This is a genomic window from Nesterenkonia sp. F (genome assembly GCF_000220985.1).
GTDB lineage: Bacteria > Actinomycetota > Actinomycetes > Actinomycetales > Micrococcaceae > Nesterenkonia.
In genome coordinates this window covers 1-19,988 of the sequence record NZ_AFRW01000133.1, presented here as the reverse complement: position 1 = coordinate 19,988, position 19,988 = coordinate 1, and the positions used below count along the sequence as shown (strand labels likewise).

Genomic DNA, 19,988 nt, shown 5'->3' with positions numbered 1-19,988 from the left:
GGTCGGCCCGCTCCGACCGGCGGCGGTCAGAGCAGGCCGATTTAGATGATTGCGCCATGCCTTAAATCGAGCTATTTTGGTGAGGCGTCCCTGACCCGACCGGATGAGGTCGGTGTTGCGATTCGGGGGCGCCTCGCCGCGGCGGATCCGCCGTCGCGGCCTCCGGCGAGCACGCCGCACAGGTCGGGCCGGCCGCACTGTGCGGGGAAGGGGCCCGATGAGCGCACAGCCAGTCGAGGAGACGACCCGCGAGGAGTCCGCCCGTCCCGACGCCGAGCGGCGGCTGCAGGCGGTGCCCGAGACCCGCACCGGTCGCCGCACCCGCGCCGACGCCGCCCGCCCGGCCTCGCGTCCGGCCTACACCGCCTTCGACACCACGGTCTCGGTGGTGCAGGCGCTCAGTCCGCACTTCGTGCGCGTCACGCTGACCGACGAGTCGCTGGTCCATTTCGGCACCGGCGGGCTCGACCAGCGCATCAAGCTCTTCCTGCCGCGTGCCGACGGAAGCTTCCCCGACGTCGGGCTCTTCGCCGAGCCGGCGCCGTCGATGATGGAGTGGTACACCCGCTGGCGCGAGCTCGACGACGTCGAGCGCAACCCCATCCGCACCTACACCGTCCGCGCGATCCGCCCCGACGACCGCGAGATCGACGTCGACTTCGTCTGCCACGGCACCGAGGGCCCGGCCTCGGCCTGGGCGAGCGCGGCCGCCGTCGGCGACCGGCTGATCGTCATCGGCCCCGACGGCCGCTCCGAGGAGTCCGGCGGCGGCATCGAATGGAACCCCGGCACGGCTCAGGACGTGCTGCTGGCCGGCGACGAGACCGCAGTGCCCGCCATCTGCGCGATCCTCGAGCAGCTGCCCGCCGGCATCCGCGGCGAGGCCCACCTGGAGGTGCCCGGCAGCGACGACGCGCTGGAGGTCGCCGCCCGCTGCGGGGTGCAGGTGCACTGGCACGGTCGCGACGGCGCCGAGCCCGGCGAGCTGCTCGCCGCCGCCGTGCGGGACTGGGGCCGGCGCCGGGCCGAGATCTTCGCCGAGCGCGCCGCGGCCTGCCGTCCGGCCCGCGACGCCGTCGGCGCACCGGAGACGGGCGAGCTGCCGACCGTCGCCGACGACGGGGTGCTCTGGGAGGTCGCCGAGCCCGACGGCTTCCGCGAGTACGCCTGGCTGGCCGGCGAGGCCGGGGTGATCACCGCGATGCGTCGTCACCTGGTCAAAGACATCGGGATGAGCCGCAAGCAGGTCTCCTTCATGGGCTACTGGAAGCGCGGCCGCGCCAGCGCCTGAGCCGACCTCGGGGTCGGCGCCGGTTCCACGGCGGATGCCCGATCCGCGCGGACATGGGAGACTGGTGCCGATGTCTGCACCGAAGAACCCCCGCCAGAGCACCGACGCGTCGCGTCCCCAGGTCCGCCCGAAGGCGGAGGGCTGGGAACAGCCCGTCGATGCCGAGGGGCGGCCGAAGCTGCAGTTCGCCCAGTCCAAGCGGGCCAAGCAGCCGCCGCAGCACCTGGCCGACCTCACCATGGAGGAGCGGGTGGCCAAGGCCCAGGAGATGGGACTGCCGGGCTTCCGCGCCAAGCAGCTCTCGGTGCACTACTTCCGGCACTACACCGCCGACCCGGAGCAGATGACCGATCTGCCCGCCGAGACCCGCGAGCAGCTGGTGAGCGAGTTCCTGCCGCCGCTGCTCACCGAGGTCCGCCGGCTGACCACCGACGACGGCGCGACGATCAAGTTCCTCTGGCGGCTCTTCGACGGCGCGATGGTCGAGTCGGTGCTGATGCGCTACAGGAACCGCATCACGCTGTGCATCTCGTCGCAGTGCGGCTGCGGGATGAACTGCCCCTTCTGCGCCACCGGGCAGAACGGGCTGACCCGCAACATGTCCGCCGCCGAGATCGTCGACCAGATCGTGCAGGCCAACCGGGTGATCGCCGCCGGGGAGCTGGACGCGCCGACGGCGGCCGAGGTCGCCGAGGAGGCCGACCATGCCGGGCTCGGCGAGGAGACCGCCTTCGCCGACGAGACGGCGTCCGAGGATGCGGGGGACTCCGACATCGGCCCGGTCAAGCAGGGCCAGGCGGGCGCGTCCTCCGACGGGTCGACGGCGGCGACCGGCCCGCAGCGGGTCTCGAACATCGTCTTCATGGGCATGGGAGAGCCGCTGGCCAACTACAAGCGCGTGATGAACGCCGTGCACCGCATGGTCGACCCGGCGCCCGAGGGCCTGGGGATGAGCGCTCGAGGCATCACGATCTCCACCGTCGGGCTGGTCCCGGCGATCCGGAAGCTCGCCGACGAGAATCTGCCGATCACCTTCGCGCTGAGCCTGCACGCCCCCGACGACGAGCTGCGCGACGACATGATCCCGGTGAACTCGCGCTGGAAGGCCGACGAGGCCATCGACGCCGCACGGTACTACTACGAGACCACCGGCCGCCGGGTGTCCATCGAGTACGCGCTCATCAAGGACATGAACGACCACCTCTGGCGCGCCGAGCTGCTGGCCGAGAAGCTCAATGCCCGCGGCCGCGGCTGGGTCCACGTGAACCCGATCCCGCTGAACCCCACGCCGGGATCGATCTGGACGTCCTCGGAGCCGGAGGTCATGCGGGCCTTCGTGAACCGGCTCGAGGAGCTGGGCGTGCCCACCACGCTGCGCGACACCCGCGGCAAGGAGATCGACGGCGCCTGCGGGCAGCTGGCCGCCGCCGAGGACTGAGCGCACGCCCCTCCCGCCGACGTCGCCGCGACTTGTGAGGCGCGGCCGATAGGCTGGCGGGCATGGAACCCTCCCAGCGTTCGCAGGTGCCCGGCTTCGAGGTGATGTCCGTGCTGGCGCGCATCGACGAGATGCGAGCCGCCGGCCGCGACGTCGTCTCGCTGACCGCCGGCGAGCCCGGCTCCGGCGCCCCGCCGGCCGTCCATCGCGCCGCCGAGGCCGTCCATGCTGAGCAGACGGTGCTGAACTACTCCGCCGCACTGGGCGTGCGGCCGCTGCGCGAGGCGATCGCCGCGCACTGCACCGACTGGTACGCAGCCGCCGTCGACGTCGAGCGTGTCGCGGTGACCACCGGTTCCTCGGGGGCCTTCCTGCTGAGTTTCCTGGCCGCCTTCGACGTCGGCGACCGGGTCGCGCTGGCCCGGCCGGGCTATCCGGCCTACCGGAACATCCTCACCAGCCTCGGCGTCGACGTCGTGGACCTGGACTGCGGGCCGGCGGAGCGCTTCCAGCCGACCGTCGCGCAGCTCGACGCCGCCCACGCCGAGGCGCCGCTGGCCGGACTCATCCTCGCCTCGCCGGCGAACCCCACCGGCACCATGATCCCGCGCGAGGAGCTCGAGGACCTCGCGGGATGGTGCCGGGAGCATGAGGTGCAGCTGGTCAGCGACGAGATCTACCACGGCATCAGCTTCGGCGAGCAGGCGGTCAGCGCCCTGGAGGTCACCGACGAGGCCGTCGTGGTCTCCTCGTTCTCCAAGTACTGGGGCATGCCCGGCTGGCGGCTGGGCTGGACGGTGCTGCCCGAGCACCTGGTCGACCCCGTCTCGCGGCTGGCCGGCAACGTCACGCTGTGCCCGCCGCACGGATCCCAGCTGGCCGCCGTCGAGGCCTTCGGGGCGGAGTCGATGGCGTTCGCCGCCGCCCAGGTCGAACAGTACGCCGCCGCGCGCCGGCGGGTGCTCGACCGGACGGACGAGCTGGGCTGGGGCGGGGTCGCCCCGGCCGACGGCGCCTTCTACGTCTACGCGCATCTCGGCGAGCAGCTCGAGGCCTTCGGCGACTCTCCCGCGTACTGCCGCGCGCTGCTCGAGCAGGCCGGCGTCGCCGTCGTGCCCGGCACCGACTTCGATCCGGTCGGCGGCCACGAATGGGTACGACTCTCGCTGGCGCCGGGTCCACAGACGGTGGCGCAGGGTCTGGACCGCATCGCGGCCTTCCGGAGGGGCTGAGAGACCTCTCGCGGCTCGCACCGTCGCCGATCGGGGAATCCCTCGGGGTGTGCGGCGCGATGACGGCGCAGCACCCCCAGGGAATCCCCGATCGACGAGCAGGCGATCCTCAGCGCACCGCGCGCCAGAGGTCGGCCCACTGCTGAGGGGTCAGGCGCGTCGGCAGCGCGTCCCGCCGCACGCCGGCCGCGCCCAGCAGCGGGCCGACCGCACGGCGTGACCGCCCCAGCCGATGCTGCAGGATCTGGCCGACGCCGCGGCCGGAGCCGGTGAACACCCCGTGCGCGAAGGACTGGTAGGCCTTCCGCTCGCGCCAGTCCACCAGGGGCGTGCCGCGTCGCCGGACGGTGAGGATCCCGCCGTCGACGCTCGGCCGGGGCCGGTAGGCCGCGGCGGGAACGCGCCCGGCGAGGTCGAAGGCGTAGAACGGGGCCCACTGAGCGGTCATCAGCGAGGACCCGCCGACGCCGGCGCGACGGCGCGCGACCTCCCACTGGGTGATCAGCACCGCCTCGCTCCAGACGGCATCGTGGAGCAGGCGGCGCAGGATCGCCGTGGTCAGGTGGAAGGGGAGATTGCCGACGATGACGTGCGGGTCGGCCGGCAGGCGCCGGCGCAGCGCGTCGTCCTCGACCACGTGGGCGCCGCGTCCGGCCCGGGCGCGGAGCCTGCGGGCGGTCGGTGCGTGGATCTCGACGGCGGTGAGCGGCCGGCCGAGTCGCTGCATCGGCAGGGTGAGGGCGCCGTCGCCGGCACCGATCTCCAGGGTCGGGCCGTCGGTGCGGGAGACCAGGTCGACCACTGAACGGATCGTCCGAGGGTCGGCGAGGAAGTTCTGGCCGTGCTCATGCTGGCCATGGGCATAGGTGTGCAAGGGAAGACCTCCGGGAGGGTGGAACCGCCCGGGCAGCACGAGGTGCCGCCCAGCTCGACAGTCAGCTGGAATGCGGCGGGCGCAGGAAGGGCGACGCGCCTCCGAGCGGTCGCGTCGGGGGACCGGAGACGGTCAGCTGCGCATCGCCGCACGGCCCGTGCGGGGACGGGCCACGGCGATGGTCAGAATGGCGTGCTGGATACCCATGGAGCTGAGTGTATCGCGGTCGGGGCCGGAGGGTCCCGTCCTCAGCGGTTCTCGGCACGGGCCGCGAGCCCGTCGAGCAGCAGATCCAGTCCGAAGGTGTACTCCTCGTCGACGTCCTCGGCCGGCGGGGGGACCGCGCCGTCCGCGCCGGCGTCGTCGGCCCCTCCGTCGGCATCGCGGGAGGGACCTCCGAGCGGGACGTAGTGACCGCGGGCCATCAGAGCCCGCAGGTGGGGGTGCCGTTCGGCGGTGACGACCTCGCCCAGCATCTCCGCTCCCTCAGCGGTGATCGCCAGGGTGCCGGCGTCGTTCAGCGACAGCTCCAGCTCCACCATGCCGGCTGCGTGCTGAGAGATGACCATGATGGTCCCCAGCTTCTCCGCGTCGTCGAGCGCCAGGTCGCGCATCGCTGCCAGCGCGACGTCGACGGTGCGCATCGTGTTCGGCATCAGCACCGACGTCTGGTCGCGGGGGATCGACAGGGCCCAGGGGTGGGCCCGGTAAGCGTCGCGGATCAGTCCGGCCCACTGGTGCAGGGCGGCCCGCCAGTCCTCGTCCAGGCGGACCGTCTCCGGCACGGTGAGCGCGGCGTCCTGCATGAGCCGCAGAAGTTCATCCTTGGACGAGACGTAGCGGTAGAGGGACATGGTCGTGAAGCCCAGAGACTTCGCCACCGCCTGCATGGTGACCGCCGGCAGGCCGTCGGCGTCGGCGATCTCGACGGCGGCGGCGACGATGCGCTCGTGGCTCAGCCCGCGGCTCGGTCCGCGCTGCGGCACCTCCTGCATGCCCCAGGCGATGGCGACGGCGCGCGGCAGTCCGGTCTCTGTGCTCTCTGCCATGCTTCCATCCTCCCACTGTCGACATCTCCTCGATGGGTGTGTGTACTAGATAAACAGTGTGTGTCATACTCCGTGTATGTCTTACGCAGATGAGCGGCTCGTCGAGATCTCAGGCCTCTCGAAGAGCTTCGCCTCGCAGCCGGTCCTGCGGGACCTGGACCTGAGCCTGCCGCCCGGGGTGCATGCGCTCCTCGGGCCGAACGGAGCCGGCAAGACCACACTGGTGAGCATCCTGTCCACGCTCCTCCGCCCCGACGCCGGCCGCGTCCGGGTGCTCGGCCTCGACCCCGTGCGGGATCGCCGGAGACTGCAGTCGATGATCACGCTGACCGGACAGCACGCCGCGCTCGACGGCCAGCTCACCGGCATCGAGAATCTGGAGATGCTCGGAGGGCTCTTCGGGCTCGAGCGCGCGACCACGCGACGTCGGGCCGCGGAGCTGATCGAGCGCTTCGACCTCGGCTCGGCGGCCCGCCGACGCGCGGCGACCTATTCCGGCGGGATGCGGCGCAAGCTCGATCTCGCCGCCAGTCTGATCGCCGATCCGCGGCTGATCCTCCTCGACGAGCCGACGACGGGTCTGGACACGCGCAGTCGCCAGGCGCTCTGGGAGGAGATCAGAGCGCTGGCCGCGGCCGGAACCTCGGTCCTGCTGACCACGCAGTACCTGGACGAGGCGGACGTGCTCGCCGACAGGATCGTGGTGCTGCACGGCGGCAGGATCGTCGCCGGCGGCACCGCCGCCGAGCTCAAGGAGCGTGTCGGCGGCTCGACGATCGAGCTGCATGACGCGGCCGGCCGGCTCGTCGAAGAGATCCCCACCCGCGGCGACGCCAACGACGTAGCCCGTCAGCTCGCCGACGTCGCCGAGGTCTCCCCGCAGGCATCGGTGCTCGTCCGGCGCCCGAGCCTCGACGAGGTGTTCCTGACGCTCACCGGAGGGCCCGCCCGCGACGACCGGCACCAGGACCGGAATCAGGATCGGAATCAGGAGGTGCTGGCATGACCCGCACGGAGCCCGCCGCGGCACCCGCCGACGCACCCGACGGCGCTGGGCCGCGTCCGCCGCAGAACACCGCACCGACCTCCGTCGCGGTCCGCCCGGCCCCCGGACGTCCCGGAGGAGCAGGGCTGATCTCCGCGCTGGGCATCGTCAGCCGACGGAGCCTGCGACACGCCTCGCGCGACGTCGAGTCGATGCTCATGGCCGTGCTGCTCCCCGTGATGCTGATGCTGATCTTCGTCTTCGTCATGGGAGAGGCAATGGCCGTCGGCGAGTCCGCCGGGCGCGAGGAGTATCTGGCCTATGTGCTGCCGGCCATCGCCCTGACCACGGCGGGGTTCGGGGCCTCCCACACTGCCGTCGTCGTCAGCAATGATCTGACCACTGGGCTCATGGACCGGCTGCGCACCATGCCCTTCCCAGCGGTGACCGTGCTGCTGGGACACGTCGTCTCCTCGATGGCACGGAATCTGACGGCCACCGCCGTGGTCCTCGGCCTCGCGGCGCTCCTGGGCTTCCGCCCCGCGGCCGACCTGCCGCAGCTGGCGGCCGCCCTGGGGCTCATCGCGCTGTGGATCCTCGCGGTCACCTGCGTGTTCACCTTCATCGGGCTGCTGGCCGGATCGGCCGAGGCCGCCGGCGGCTACGGCTTCATCCTGCTCTTCCTGCCCTACATCTCCTCGGGATTCGCGCCGGTGGAGACGATGCCGGACTGGTTGCAGGGATTCGCCGCCCATCAGCCGATGACGCCGATCATCGATGCCGCCCGGGAGCTGCTCGCCGGCGACGCGGCCGGATCCGCTGGCTGGATAGGCGTGCTGTGGTGCGTGGGCATCATCGTGGCGGCCGTCGGGCTGACCACGGTGGTCTTCCCGCGCCGGGCCGGTCGCGGCTGAGCCGAGTCCGGGACGCGTGCCGCATCGAACGGGGGATCCACTGCTGCTGAGGCGCCATATCAGCCGGACAGCGGTAGTGGATCCCCCGTTCGATGCGTCCATGCGCGAGACTCGGAGCATGGAGCAGCGACAGAAGCCTCCCCGGCACGGCCACGGCGGAGCCGGCACCGGCCCTCGCAACGGCGACGTCGACGACGTCGACTGGCAGCTCGCCCGGCCCGCCCGGGCGGCGCATGCGGCGATCGCTCTGCTGGCCGCCGTCGGGCTGGCGACCTCGATCCATCTGGGATGGACCACCGACAGCACCCTGCCGCCGGACGTGGGCTTCGCCGGAGGCTTCGACGCCGGCGTCGAGCACACGCTCAACCAGCCGGCGTACTTCACCGTGCTCTCCGGGTTCCTGGTGTGCCTGACCTCGGGGCTGCTGGCCGTGCGCCCGCGCCGGACCGGCGTCGTCTTCCACGCGCTGCGGCTGGGCGGCGTGGTCTGCATGGTGATCACCGGGGCGGTGTTCAACCTGCTGCTGCGCTCTGACGACCCGCTCGTCGGCGTCCGGCTGGTCAACGACACCGTCCTGCACGTCATCCTGCCGATCGCCGCGCCGCTGGTGTGGCTCGTGGCCGGCCCGCACGGGCGGCTGAGCCTGCGGGCGGCGCTGGCGTCGATGGTCGTGCCGCTGGGCTGGCTGGCGGCGACGCTGGTCCGCGGGCCGCTGCTGGACTGGTACCCCTACGAGATCCTCGACGTGCCGGGGCGGGGCTACGCCGGCGTCGGGGTCTACGTGGGATCCATCCTGGCGGCCTACCTGGTGCTGGCGCTGCTGCTCACCGGCCTCGACCGGCTGGTGGAGACGACGGCGCGGCGGCTCAGTCCCCGCTCGCGACGCTGATGTTCACCATCCAGGTCACCCCGAAACGGTCGGTGAGCATCCCGAACCGGTCGCCCCACGGTGCGGTCGCCAGCGGCTCCTGGATCTCCGCGCCCTCGGTCAGCGCGTCCCAGCACCGCTCGAGCCGCGCGTCCTCCTCGGGGTCGCCGTCGCTGGAGCTCAGCGCCAGCGTGGGACTGCCGCCGGGCTGCTGTCCCGGGTCGTGGTCGGAGGCCATGAGGTGCAGTCCGCGGTCGACGTAGAGCGAGCTGTGCATGATCAGGTCCTGCGTCTCGTCCTCGGCGCCCATGCCCTCGGCGAAGGTCATCGTCGACAGCTCGCCGCCGAGGACGGCGCGGTAGAACTCCAGCGCCTCGCGCGCGGTGCCGGGGAACTGCAGGTACGGGGTGAGACCGATGGCCATGGGGTGAACCTTCCGAGAGGAGGGACGGGGAGCCAGGTCCATGCTTCTCCCACGCGTCCCGTCAGGTCGAGGCCTCTCGCCCGGCGGCGAACGGGGGAGGAGCGGCTGAGTTCAGCGCCCGGAGAACTCCCGGGCCAGCTCGGCCGCCAGGCCGGTGTACCCCGCCGGGGTGAGCGCCTTCAGCCGCGCGGCGGCCTCGTCCGAGAGTCCCAGCGAGGCGACGAACTCCTGCAGCTTCTCCGCGTCCACGCGGCGGCCGCGGGTGAGCTCCTTGAGCTGCTCGTACGGATTGTCCAGGCCCTCGGTGCCGGCGATCGCCTCGGCGCGCATCACCGTCTGGATCGCCTCGCCCAGGACCTCCCAGTTGGCGTCGAGGTCGGCGGCGATGGTCTCCTCGGCGACGTCGAGCTGCTTCAGCCCCTTGGCCACGTTGTTCAGCGCCAGCACGGAGTGGCCCAGTCCGGTGCCGATGTTCCGCTGGCCGGAGGAGTCGGTCAGGTCGCGCTGCCACCGGGACTCGACCAGCGTCGAGCCCAAGGCGTCGAGCAGCGCGTCGGAGACCTCCAGGTTCGCCTCGGCGTTCTCGAAGCGGATCGGGTTGACCTTATGCGGCATGGTCGACGAGCCCGTCGCCCCGGCGACGGGGATCTGCTTGAAGAAGCCGATGGAGATGTAGCTCCAGACGTCGACGCAGAGTCCGTGCAGGATCCGGTTGAACCGCGCGACGTCGGCATAGAGCTCGGCCTGGAAGTCGTGCGACTCGATCTGGGTGGTCAGCGGGTTGAAGGTCAGCCCCAGCGTCTCGACGAAGCGGCGGGCGACGCCCGGCCAGTCGACCCCCGGTGCGGCGCTGCGGTGGGCGGCGTAGGTGCCGGTGGCGCCGTTGATCTTGCCCAGGTACTCCTGCGACTCGATGCGCCGGACCTGCCGGGACAGCCGGTGGACGAAGACGGCGACCTCCTTGCCCAGCGTCGTCGGCGTCGCCGGCTGGCCGTGGGTGCGCGAGAGCATCGGCACCTCGGCGGCCCGCTCGGCCAGGGCCGAGAGCTGCTCGAGCGTGGTGCGCGCGGCGGGCAACCAGACCTGCCCGACGGCGTCGCGGATGCCGACGGCGTAGCTGAGGTTGTTGATGTCCTCGCTGGTGCAGGCGAAGTGCACCAGCGGGGTCAGCTCGCCCAGGCCCAGCGGCTCCAGGCGGCGGGCGATGAAGTACTCGACGGCCTTGACGTCATGGACGGTCTCGGCCTCGATGGCGCCCAGCTCGGCGATCTCCTCGGCGCCGAAGCCGGTGACGATCGCGCGCAGCCCGGCGATCTGCTCGTCGGTGAGCTCCGGAAGCCCCTCCAGCGCGCGCTCGCGGCAGAGATGGATGAACCACTCGATCTCCACGTGGACGCGATTGCGGTTCAGCGCGGCCTCGGAGAGATGGTCGACCAGCGGCGCGACGGCGGAGCGATACCGGCCGTCGAGCGGGCCCAGGGCGATCGGCGGCTCGGCCTCGGCGAGGCGCACCCGGGACTGGTCGGAGGACAGGGGAGTGGACGCGGAGGAGGAGTCGGTCATGGCTTCATTCTGCCACGGGGGCCGACGGCGGGCGGGTCCCGTGGCGGCCCCATGCGGGCCCCCGCCGCCTCGTCAGACGCGCGCGTCGGTCGCCGGGGAGACGACGAACCAGTTCAGCACCGCAGAGACCACCGAGACGATGATCGCGCCGAGCACCGCGTCCCAGAAGAAGTCGTCGACCACGAAGTGCACCGGGGTGAAGGAGGTCAGCCAGCCGGTGAGCAGCAGCATCGCGGCGTTGATCACCACGGTGAACAGCCCCAGCGTCAGGCAGGTGATCGGCAGCGCGAGCAGCGAGAGCACCGGCTTGATGATCGCGTTGACGACGCCGAAGACGGCGCCGACGAAGAGATAGGACAGCAGCAGCTCGCCGGCTCCCCGGCCGGCGCCGTCGACGCCGATCCCCGGGAGCAGGAAGGCCGCCGCGCCCAGGGCGCAGGCATTGAGCAGGATCGCCAGTAGGATTCTCACGAGACCATCGTCGCATGCGGCGCTCGCCGCCGCCTGAGAGGAGCCCCGACATGAGCTCAGACCCCCGCGGTCCCGAGGAGACGCTCCCGGCCGTGCGGCTGGACCGGCCGATCACCGAGACGGTGACGCCGCGTCCGGCGCTGTCCCGGCTTCCCGCCTATTCGGCGGGCCGTCCGCCGACGCCGGCCGAGGGGCTGACGCCGTATAAGCTCTCCTCCAACGAGAACCCGCTCGGCCCCGTCCCGGCCGCGGCCCGCGCCGTCGCCGACGTCGACACCCTGCACCGGTACCCGAATCCGACCGCCGAGTCGCTGCGCGCCGCGCTCGCCGAGCACCTGGAGGTGCCGGCCGAGGACCTCGTCGCCGGCACCGGCAGCCTGGGCGCGCTGACCCAGATCCTCGATGCCTTCGCCGGCATCGGCGAGGACGGCGAGCCGGACGAGGTCGTCTACGCCTGGCGGTCCTTCGAGGCCTACCCGATCGTGGTGCGCACCGCCGGAGCGCGGGACGTGATGGTGCCGGTCACCGCCGACGGCCGCCACGACCTGCCGGCGATGCTCGCCGCGATCACCGACCGCACGCGCGTGGTGATGCTCTGCACGCCCAACAACCCCACCGGCCCCGCCCTGACGCACAGCGAGGTCGCCACCTTCGTCGCGGCGGTGCCGCGCGACGTCGTCGTGGTCATCGACGAGGCCTACCAGGAGTATGTGCGCGGCGAGGACCGGCTGGACGCGCTCGCGCTCTATCGCCGCCATCCCAACGTCGCCGTGCTGCGGACCTTCTCCAAGGCCCACGGGCTGGCGGCGCTGCGCGTCGGGTACTCGCTGGCCCAGCAGGAGCTCAGCCGGCATCTGCGCGCCGTCGCCCCGCCGTTCGCCGTCTCCACCGTCGCCGAGGCGGCCGCCGTCGCCTCGCTGCGCAGCACCGACGAGGTGGCGGCCCGCGTGCAGTCGCTCGTCGACGAGCGGGAGCGCGTCCGCGCCGCGCTGCTCGGCGACGGCTGGAACGTCCCGGAGGCGCAGGGCAACTTCCTGTGGCTGCCGCTGGGCGACCGCGCCGGAGACTTCGCCCACGCCGCCGGCGTCCAGGCACTGGCGGTGCGCGCCTTCGACGGCGACGGCGTGCGGGTGAGCATCGGCGAGCCGGAGGCGAACGACCGATTGATCGCCCTGTGTCGGAATCTGCCGGAGCTGCGACGCGCGAGCTGATGGCAGGTGAGACAATGGACGGTGGTCGGAACCAGTCTGCCACCGGAGAGGAGCACGCCGTGCAGCCCATCCAGCTGCTCGCGCCCGACGGGACGCTCACCGAGGACGAGACGTACACCCCGTACGTCGAGGCGCTCGACGAGTCGACTCTGCGCGATCTCTACCGCTCCATGGTCGTGGAGCGCCGCGTCGACGCCGAGGCGACCTCGCTGCAGCGTCAGGGCCAGCTCGCCCTCTGGGTCCAGGCCCTGGGGCAGGAGGGCGCCCAGGCCGGCACGGTGACCGCGCTGCGCGAGACCGACATGATCTTCCCGACCTACCGGGAACATGTCATGGCGCTGCACCGCGGCATCACCCCGCAGCAGCTGCTGACCCAGTTCCGGGCGACGGCGCACAGCGGCTGGCGTCCGCAGGACCACCGCTTCAACACCTACGGCATCGTGCTGGCCAGTCAGATGCTGCATGCGACCGGCTGGGCGATGGGGGCCCAGCGCGACGCCGCCGCCGGCGACGAGGCCGCCCGCGAGGAGCTGGTGCTGGCCTGCTTCGGCGACGGCGCCTCCAGCCAGGGCGACGTCCACGAGTCGATGGTCTTCGCCAGCTCCTACGAGCTTCCGGTGCTGTTCTTCGTGCAGAACAACCAGTGGGCGATCTCGGTGCCTGCGACCACCCAGTCGCGCGGGCCGCTGGCCGACCGGGCCGCCGGCTACGGCTTCGAGGGCGTGCGCGTCGACGGCAACGACGTCCTGGCCAGCTACGCCGTCGCCGCTCGGATGGCCGAGCAGGTCCGCGGCGGCGGGCCCAAGCTCATCGAGTCGGTCACCTACCGCATGGGCGCGCACACCACCGCCGACGACCCGACCAAGTACCGCACGGCCGACGAGGTCGAGGAGTGGGGCGCCAAGGACCCGGTGGCACGCTACAGCCTCTGGCTGCGCGGCCGCGGGCTGATCGACGACGCCTTCGTCGACGCCGTCGAGGCCGAGGCGAAGGATCTCGCCGCCGACCTGCGGCGCTCGATCCACGAGCTGACGCCGGTGACCCTGGAGGAGAACTTCGACACCGTGTACGCCGAGCCGCACCGCCAGATCGAGGTGGAGAAGGCCTGGCTGCGCGACTACGAGGCCGGTTTCGCGGAGGACTCCGCCGCCGGCGGGAAGGGCGATGCCTGATGGCCGAGGCCGGTTCCGAGATCCGCGAGATGGTGCTCGCCAAGGCGATCAACGCCGCCCTGCGCGACGCGCTGGCCGAGGACCCGACGACGCTGCTGATCGGCGAGGACATCGGCCCGCTGGGCGGGGTCTTCCGCGTCACCGAAGGGCTCCAGGCCGAGTTCGGCGAGACCCGCGTGGTCGACTCCCCGCTGGCGGAGTCGGGCATCGTCGGCACCTCGATCGGCATGGCGATGCGCGGCTATCGGCCGGTGGCCGAGATCCAGTTCGACGGCTTCGTCTTCCCGGGCTTCAACCAGATCACCACCCAGCTGGCCAAGATCCACAACCGCACCGAGGGCGCGGTCAGCGTCCCGGTGACCATCCGGCTGCCCTACGGCGGCTCCATCGGCTCGATCGAGCACCACTCGGAGTCCCCGGAGGCGCTCTTCGCCCACACCGCCGGGCTGCGGATCCTCGCGCCGTCGAACCCGCAGGACGCCTACTGGATGACGCGCGCGGCGATCGCCTCGCAGGACCCGGTGATCGTCATGGAGCCGAAGCGCCGCTACTGGCTCAAGGGCCCGGTGGACACCGCCGCGCCGCCGCAGGACGTGCACTCCGCCCAGGTCATCCGCGAAGGTTCGGACGCGACGATCGCGACCTACGGGCCGCTGGTGCCGGTGGCGCTCGCCGCCGCCGAGGCCGCGGCCGAGGACGGCCGCAGCCTGGAGGTCGTCGACGTCCGCTCGATCAGCCCGCTCGACGACGAGACCATCGCCCGCTCGGCGGCGAAGACAGGTCGTCTGGTCGTCGCCCACGAGGCGCCGACCTTCGGAGGCTTCGGCGCCGAGATCGCCGCCCGCGTCGCCGAGCGCGCCCATCACCGCCTGCTGGCACCGGTGCTGCGCGTCGGCGGCTTCCACATGCCGTATCCGCCGTCCCACGAGGAGGGCCGCTATCTGCCGGACATCGACCGGATGCTCGAGGCCGTCGAGCGCAGCGTCGCGCACTCGTCCCGGGCTTCGTCGCCGGTCTGACCGTCGCCGTCCCGCCGCGGGGACCGCACCGGGGCATCTGCAGACTGCAGCCACTGATCAGCTGAGGAGACACTGACCATGGTCGACACCTTCAACCTCCCCGACGTCGGCGAGGGCCTCACCGAGGCCGAGGTCGTGTCGTGGCGCGTGGCGGTCGGCGACACCGTCGCGGTCAACGACATCGTCGTCGAGATCGAGACGGCGAAGTCGCTGGTCGAGCTGCCGGTGCCCTTCGCCGGAGAGGTCCGCGAGCTGGTCGTCGCCGAGGGGGAGACCGTCGAGGTCGGCAGCCCGCTGATCCGCATCCGGGCCGAGGGTGCGGGCGACGACGAGGACGACGAGGACGACGGCGCTGAGAGCGCGACGAGCGCCGCGGGCGCAGGCCCCGGCGACGGCGCCGGCGAGCCGACGAGCGCCGCGGCGGCGAGCAGCTCCGGCTCCTCCGCCGGTTCCTCCGCAGGTTCCTCCGCCGGCGCGTCGTCGGACTCCGGCGCGCTGATCGGCTCGGGTCCGAAGGCCGACGCCCCGCGGCGTCGTCCGCGCACCCGGCACGCCGACCTCGGGCTCGTCGACGACTCCGACCTGCCGCCGATGCCCGCGCCGGCCGGGGCCCCGGCCGGTGCGGCGGGACAGCCTCGCCACGGCCGCGATCTCGCCGAGATGGTCGCCAAGGCCAGCCCGCCGGTGCGCGCGCTGGCCAAGCGGCTCGGCGTCGCCGTCTGGGAGCTGGTCGGCTCCGGCCGTGAAGGTCAGGTGACCCGCGACGACGTCGAGCGTCGCGCTCAGCAGAAGAAGGCCGCACCCGGTGAGATCCCCGCCGAGCCGACGACTCCGCCGGAGCCGACGTTCAACGGCAAGCTGCGTCCCGAGGCCGAGCGCGAGGAGCGCATCACGGTCCGCGGGGTGCGGAAGGCGACGGCGGCCAACGTCACCGACATGGCGCAGAACGTCCCGCACGTCTCGGTCTTCAAGGAGATCGACGTGTCCCGGACGATGGAGGTCCGCGCGGCGCTGCGGCAGGACCCCTCCTACGAGGGGCTGAGCGTCTCGCCGATGCTCTTCGCGGCCAAGGCCATCATCTGGGCGGCCCGGCGGAACCCGCAGATCAATTCCAGCTGGCACGAGTCGCACTACGTGCTGAAGAACTACGTGAACCTGGGCATCGCCGCCGCGACGCCGCGCGGGCTGGTGGTCCCGGTGATCCACGAGGCTCAGACGTTCAGCACCCGGGGGCTGGCCGCGGCGATCACCCAGCTGACCGTCGACGCCCGCGAGGGACGGACCACGCCGGCGGAGATGCAGGGCGGGACCCTCTCGATCACCAACATCGGCCCGCTGGGCCTCGACGGCGGCACTCCGATCCTGCCGCCGGGCCAGTCGGCCATCGTCGCCCTCGGCCAGGTGCGGAAGAAGCCCTGGGTCGTCGACGGGCAGGTCGTGCCGCGCGATGTGATGACCATCGGCGGCTCCTTCGACCATCGGCTCATCGACGGCGAGCATGCCGGCCGGTTCATCACCGACGTCGGGTCGGTGCTGGAGGAGCCCGGTCTGCTGATCGACTGAGCCGAGGCGTCCGGCTCAGCCGGAGATCGGGCGCAGCGCCGCGTCGGCGACGTCGTCGCCCAGGCCCAGCCGTCGGGAGAGCGGCTCGCCGTCGATCAGCACCTCGGCCTCGTCCACCCCGGCGGCCGCGCGCGCGGTGGCGTCGAGCTGCTCGAGCAGCTGCCAGGATTCGCAGGCGCCGCGGGTGGAGATCTCCCCGCCCAGCTCGACGGTGACGGTGTCGCCGTCGACGCTCGCCGACTCCAGGCTCAGGTCCTCGGAGTTCGCCAGCGGATTGGAGAAGGCGGGGTCGCCGTGCTGGGTGCGGGTGTCGCCGACGATGAAGCGCAGCGACTCGCTCAGCGGGTCGTCGGTCAGCATGGGAACTGTGCGCACGATGCTGACGGTGTCCTGACAGCCGAAGCTCTCGGTCCGGGCGATCTCGCGCTCCTGGACCGTCGGGCCGTCCTCTGCGGCGAGCAGCTCGCCGTCTGCGGAGATCGGCGCATCGGCCTGCTGGTTCGCCGGGCTGACCAGCCCGATCGTGAGTCGGACGGTGTCGTCCTCGGCATGCGCCGGGGCCGGCAGGCCGCTGTCGGCGTCGGTGCCCGCGTCCGGGCCGACGCCCTGCTCCTGGCTCTCGTCTCCGCAGCCGGTCAGCGCCAGCGCCGCGGCCAGGCCGACGGCGACGACGGCGCGTCGCGGGCGCGCGGAGCGGGGGAGCGGAGACGGCATGGAATCAGAATACGACGCCGGCGCGACCGCGGCGAAACCCGCCGGAGGCGACGAGGCGTCGCGGGGCCGGAGCTGGGTCGTGCCGGGCCGCCCGGGCGGCGATCAGCGGAGGGGCGGACGGGAGGCCTGAATCGGGGGAAAACGGCCTCCCGCCCGCGGGGCGAGAAGGAGCCGGATGCGGCTGAAGGGGGATGACGCGGCACCCGACCAGCAGAACCTTCTCGACGGCAGATGCGACGGTCGGATGGAACGGAAGTCCGACCAGTGTGCAACCTGCAGGGTGGGCGGCGGAGGGGAGGGGGATCGCCTCCGTGACACGGTTCAAATCTGAACCGTGGCCCGGGGACAATGGTGGAACGCTGCGGGGGTCGGTGTCAACCGGGTCGGCGGTCACGGCTTCCGGCGCCTGGATCGGCGCAGCGCCTGCGCTGATCTCCTGCTCTCGGCGACGTGCAGGGGCGCGTCCCGCCGGAGAGGTCGGAACCGGTTCCTGCACCCCGTCGGAGTCGAGACCGCATACAATGCCTCACCAGGGAGAAGGGCATGTCGCGACTGCCGTGCGGAGAGGTCCGGGACTGCGCGCATGCCGTCAGCAGACCACGAGACTCAGGAGATCAGTCATGTCGCCCTCCACCCCGCTCCGGCACGGCGCACTGCTGCTCGGGCTGACCCTGCTGGCCTCGGGATGCTCCGGCCTCCCCGCCGAAGGAGATGACGTCGGCACGTCGGCGGAGACGGCATCCCCCGCTGACGAGAACCCCTCGTCAGACTCCATCGCCGCTGTCGAGCAGCTGGAGCAGGAGTACGACGCCCGAGTCGGGGTCTCCATGATCGATCTCGGAGACGGCAGCACGCTGACCCACCGGAGCGATGAACGGTTCGGCTTCGCCTCGACGATGAAGGCCTTCGCGGCCGCGGCGCTCCTCCACTCCACGAGCGCAGAAGAGCGTCGTCAGCGTGTGCAGTGGACGTCGGCGGATCTCGACGCAGCAGGATACTCTCCGGTGACCGAGCAGGCAGTCGAGACCGGCCTGACGCTGGGCGAGCTGGCCGAGGCCGCAGTCAGGGAGAGCGACAACACGGCGATGAACCTCATCCTGGAGCACCTCGGCGGCCCGGAGGGCCTCCAGCGCTCGTTGGAGGGACTCGGCGACTCCGTCAGCCGACCCGTCGACGTCGAACCTGAGCTCAACGAGATCATCCCGGGTGATGCGGCCAACACCAGCACCGCCGGCGCTCTGGCCGGGAACTTGGAACGGCTGGTCGACGGCGATTGGCTCGACGAGGACGACCGTCGAGTGTTCATGGAATGGATGAGCGGCAACCCGACCGGCGACACTCTCATCCGGGCTGGTGCGCCCGAGGACTGGTCCGTCGCCGAGAAGTCCGGCGGCGCGGGAGCGATCCGCAATGACGCGGCCGTCCTCCAGCCCCCGGAGGGTGCACCGATCGTCCTGGTGGTGCTCACCGAACGGAACGACGCCGACGACGAGTACGAGGACGCCCTGGTGGCGGAGGTCGCCGGGGCCGTGCTGGCCGACGACTGAACCGGCTGTGCGGCCCCGAGGCGATGCCGCTTCATAGATTTCGCCGCACGTCGGTGAGGTCTCGTCCCACGCATCGCCGCGGGCGCTAGGCTGGAGCCATGCCGATCCGCAACCGTCGTGCCGCCACGCTGCCCGCCAAGCTCTCCCGTTCCTGGCTGCTCATCAACGCAGCGCGGCAGAAGGACTTCGCTCCGGGGCTGGCCAGCGAGGCGGACTCGGTGATCTTCGACCTCGAGGCCTCGGTTCCCGAGGAGTCCAAGGCGCAGGCCCGGCAGAGCGTCCTCTCCGCCCTCAACGGCGGCATGACCGCCTGGGTGCGGATCAGCCCGACGACCAGCGACCACTGGGAGGACGACGTCGCCGCGCTGTCCCGCGCCGACGGGCTGCGCGGGGTGATGCTCGCCGAGACGGAGCGACCTGAGCAGGTCACCTACACCGCCATGCGACTGCGGGCCGGCACGCCGGTGATCGCGCTGATCGAGTCGGCTCTCGGCGTGGAGAACGCCACGGAGATCGCCTCGGCGCCGGGGACCTTCCGGCTGGCCTTCGGCACCAACGACTTCCGCAAGGACGTCGGCGTCTCCGCCGACCCGATGGCGCTGGCCTATGCGCGCTCCCGGCTCGTCATCGCCTCGCGCGTCGGCGGGCTGCCCGGCGCCATCGACGGCCCCACTCCGGCCGACGCCGACGAGGACGCCGTCGCTTCGGCCTGCGAGGTCACCGCCTCGATGGGGATGACCGGCAAGCTCTCGCTGAATCGCGGGCAGGTCGAGCAGGTCAACGCCGGGCTCTCGCCCTCGCCCGACGAGCTCGAGTGGGCCCGTGAGCTGATCACCCAGCACGAGGAGGGCGGCTCCATCGGCGACGGCTCCTACCTGCCGCGGCTGGCCCGTGCACAGAAGATCGCCGCCCTGGCCGACTCCTACGGCCTCTGGAACGCCTGATCGGCGCCGCTCGTGGAGGAGGAGAGCCCGTGAGCTCTGCGAGCTCGTCGACGCCCCCGCACGCCCCGGCGGATGACGGGCTGACTCCGGGGGAGCGGATGAGCCCGGGCCAGCGGCTGCGCCTGGTGCTGGTCCTCGGGGTGCTCATCGCCATCGGTCCACTGACGGTGGACATGTATCTTCCCGCGCTGCCGACCATCGGCGAGCAGCTCGACGTGCCGGCGGCCTCGGTCCAGCTGACGCTGACCGGCACGCTGGCCGGCCTCGCGGCCGGGCAGCTGCTCATCGGCCCGCTCTCCGACGCAGTCGGCCGCCGGCGCCCGCTGCTGGTCGGCGTCGCGCTGCACATCCTGGCCTCGGTCGGCTGTGTGGTCGCCCCGGATCTGCTCACCCTCGGCGCGCTGCGCGTGCTGCAGGGCCTCGGGGCCGCGGCGGCCACCGTCGTCGCCATGGCCGTCGTCCGGGACCTGTTCACCGGGATGGCCGCGGCGAAGACGCTCTCCCGGCTGATGCTCGTCATGGGCGCGGCCCCGGTGCTGGCGCCCACGCTGGGCGGGCTGGTGCTGACGATGACCACCTGGCGCGGGATCTTCGTGGTGCTCGCCGGCTTCGGCGTGGCCATCCTCTGCGCCAGTGCGCTGATGCTCCCCGAGACCCTGCCGCCCGAGCGGCGCCGACACGGCGGGCCGCTGGGCACGCTGCGCGACTG

19 protein-coding genes are annotated in these 19,988 nt (G+C 72.2%); 13 read left to right on the top strand and 6 right to left on the bottom strand.

From position 1 onward, the window contains the following. The first annotated feature begins 217 nt into the window (after nucleotides 1–217). The 3 genes from GU5_RS0112555 to GU5_RS0112545 all read left to right on the top strand — a co-directional run bounded on the left by GU5_RS0112555 (nucleotide 218) and on the right by GU5_RS0112545 (nucleotide 3,961). Nucleotides 218–1,291 (top strand): siderophore-interacting protein, encoded by a 1,074-nt coding sequence (locus tag GU5_RS0112555; RefSeq protein WP_010525921.1) that lies wholly within the window; start codon nucleotides 218–220, stop codon nucleotides 1,289–1,291. Nucleotides 1,292–1,361: 70 nt separating this feature from the next. Then, the gene (gene rlmN, locus GU5_RS0112550; RefSeq protein ID WP_010525920.1) at nucleotides 1,362–2,729 is read left to right on the top strand and encodes a 23S rRNA (adenine(2503)-C(2))-methyltransferase RlmN; all 1,368 of its coding nucleotides are present in this window, start codon (nucleotides 1,362–1,364) and stop codon (nucleotides 2,727–2,729) included. 62 nt (nucleotides 2,730–2,791) lie between these two features. Then, on the top strand, nucleotides 2,792–3,961 hold the full coding sequence (locus tag GU5_RS0112545) for a pyridoxal phosphate-dependent aminotransferase (RefSeq protein WP_010525919.1): 1,170 nt from the start codon (nucleotides 2,792–2,794) through the stop codon (nucleotides 3,959–3,961). A 109-nt stretch (nucleotides 3,962–4,070) separates the two neighbouring features. On the opposite strand, the gene erm is transcribed toward GU5_RS0112545, so the two are convergent. Both erm and GU5_RS15610 read right to left on the bottom strand, forming a co-directional pair. Then, complete coding sequence (erm, locus tag GU5_RS0112540; RefSeq protein ID WP_010525918.1) at nucleotides 4,071–4,835, bottom strand: 23S ribosomal RNA methyltransferase Erm; 765 nt, start codon at nucleotides 4,833–4,835, stop codon at nucleotides 4,071–4,073. A gap of 248 nt (nucleotides 4,836–5,083) precedes the next feature. Further along, nucleotides 5,084–5,884: a TetR/AcrR family transcriptional regulator gene (locus GU5_RS15610; protein WP_010525917.1), complete on the bottom strand. Its 801-nt coding sequence runs from the start codon at nucleotides 5,882–5,884 to the stop codon at nucleotides 5,084–5,086. Nucleotides 5,885–5,960: 76 nt separating this feature from the next. Here GU5_RS15610 and GU5_RS0112530 point away from each other — a divergent pair, with 76 nt between their 5' ends. The 3 genes from GU5_RS0112530 to GU5_RS15605 all read left to right on the top strand — a co-directional run bounded on the left by GU5_RS0112530 (nucleotide 5,961) and on the right by GU5_RS15605 (nucleotide 8,672). After that, on the top strand, nucleotides 5,961–6,890 hold the full coding sequence (locus tag GU5_RS0112530) for an ABC transporter ATP-binding protein (RefSeq protein ID WP_010525916.1): 930 nt from the start codon (nucleotides 5,961–5,963) through the stop codon (nucleotides 6,888–6,890). After that, nucleotides 6,887–7,783, top strand: a complete 897-nt coding sequence (locus GU5_RS0112525) for an ABC transporter permease (RefSeq protein ID WP_010525915.1) — start codon at nucleotides 6,887–6,889, stop codon at nucleotides 7,781–7,783. Before GU5_RS0112530 ends, GU5_RS0112525 begins: the two co-directional genes overlap by 4 nt. 118 nt (nucleotides 7,784–7,901) lie before the next feature. Then, the gene (locus tag GU5_RS15605) at nucleotides 7,902–8,672 is read left to right on the top strand and encodes a Pr6Pr family membrane protein (protein ID WP_139084451.1); all 771 of its coding nucleotides are present in this window, start codon (nucleotides 7,902–7,904) and stop codon (nucleotides 8,670–8,672) included. Here the strand turns inward: GU5_RS15605 and GU5_RS0112515 are convergent. From GU5_RS0112515 to GU5_RS15600, 3 genes are all read right to left on the bottom strand, one after another. Beyond that, on the bottom strand, nucleotides 8,650–9,075 hold the full coding sequence (locus GU5_RS0112515; RefSeq protein ID WP_010525913.1) for a VOC family protein: 426 nt from the start codon (nucleotides 9,073–9,075) through the stop codon (nucleotides 8,650–8,652). The two genes, GU5_RS15605 and GU5_RS0112515, sit on opposite strands and share 23 nt — an antisense overlap. 111 nt (nucleotides 9,076–9,186) lie before the next feature. Further along, the gene (gene purB / locus GU5_RS0112510) at nucleotides 9,187–10,638 is read right to left on the bottom strand and encodes an adenylosuccinate lyase (RefSeq protein ID WP_010525912.1); all 1,452 of its coding nucleotides are present in this window, start codon (nucleotides 10,636–10,638) and stop codon (nucleotides 9,187–9,189) included. Nucleotides 10,639–10,710: 72 nt separating this feature from the next. Then, the gene (locus tag GU5_RS15600; RefSeq protein ID WP_010525911.1) at nucleotides 10,711–11,109 is read right to left on the bottom strand and encodes a phage holin family protein; all 399 of its coding nucleotides are present in this window, start codon (nucleotides 11,107–11,109) and stop codon (nucleotides 10,711–10,713) included. 50 nt (nucleotides 11,110–11,159) lie between these two features. Here GU5_RS15600 and GU5_RS0112500 point away from each other — a divergent pair, with 50 nt between their 5' ends. From GU5_RS0112500 to GU5_RS0112485, 4 genes are all read left to right on the top strand, one after another. Then, entirely contained in the window at nucleotides 11,160–12,320 is a 1,161-nt protein-coding gene (locus GU5_RS0112500) for a histidinol-phosphate transaminase (RefSeq protein ID WP_010525910.1), read from the top strand. A 59-nt stretch (nucleotides 12,321–12,379) separates the two neighbouring features. Beyond that, nucleotides 12,380–13,492: a thiamine pyrophosphate-dependent enzyme gene (locus tag GU5_RS0112495; RefSeq protein ID WP_010525909.1), complete on the top strand. Its 1,113-nt coding sequence runs from the start codon at nucleotides 12,380–12,382 to the stop codon at nucleotides 13,490–13,492. Then, nucleotides 13,492–14,511, top strand: coding sequence for an alpha-ketoacid dehydrogenase subunit beta (locus GU5_RS0112490; protein ID WP_010525908.1), 1,020 nt, complete (start codon nucleotides 13,492–13,494; stop codon nucleotides 14,509–14,511). The genes GU5_RS0112495 and GU5_RS0112490 overlap by 1 nt, the downstream gene beginning before the upstream one ends. Nucleotides 14,512–14,589: 78 nt before the next feature. Continuing rightward, nucleotides 14,590–16,074 carry a dihydrolipoamide acetyltransferase family protein gene (locus GU5_RS0112485; protein ID WP_010525907.1) on the top strand — a complete coding sequence of 495 codons (1,485 nt, stop codon included), beginning with the start codon at nucleotides 14,590–14,592 and terminating at the stop codon, nucleotides 16,072–16,074. Nucleotides 16,075–16,089: 15 nt separating this feature from the next. On the opposite strand, the gene GU5_RS0112480 is transcribed toward GU5_RS0112485, so the two are convergent. Further along, nucleotides 16,090–16,788, bottom strand: coding sequence for a GerMN domain-containing protein (locus tag GU5_RS0112480; protein ID WP_010525906.1), 699 nt, complete (start codon nucleotides 16,786–16,788; stop codon nucleotides 16,090–16,092). Between the two features lie 620 nt (nucleotides 16,789–17,408). On the opposite strand from GU5_RS0112480, the gene bla reads away from it, so the two are divergent. The 3 genes from bla to GU5_RS0112460 all read left to right on the top strand — a co-directional run. Next, nucleotides 17,409–18,335, top strand: coding sequence for a class A beta-lactamase (gene bla, locus GU5_RS16890; RefSeq protein WP_010525905.1), 927 nt, complete (start codon nucleotides 17,409–17,411; stop codon nucleotides 18,333–18,335). 98 nt (nucleotides 18,336–18,433) lie between these two features. Beyond that, nucleotides 18,434–19,279 (top strand): CoA ester lyase, encoded by an 846-nt coding sequence (locus tag GU5_RS0112465; RefSeq protein WP_010525904.1) that lies wholly within the window; start codon nucleotides 18,434–18,436, stop codon nucleotides 19,277–19,279. Between the two features lie 29 nt (nucleotides 19,280–19,308). Beyond that, nucleotides 19,309–19,988 (top strand): MFS transporter (locus tag GU5_RS0112460; RefSeq protein ID WP_029514271.1); only part of this gene is annotated, 680 nt, incomplete at its 3' end.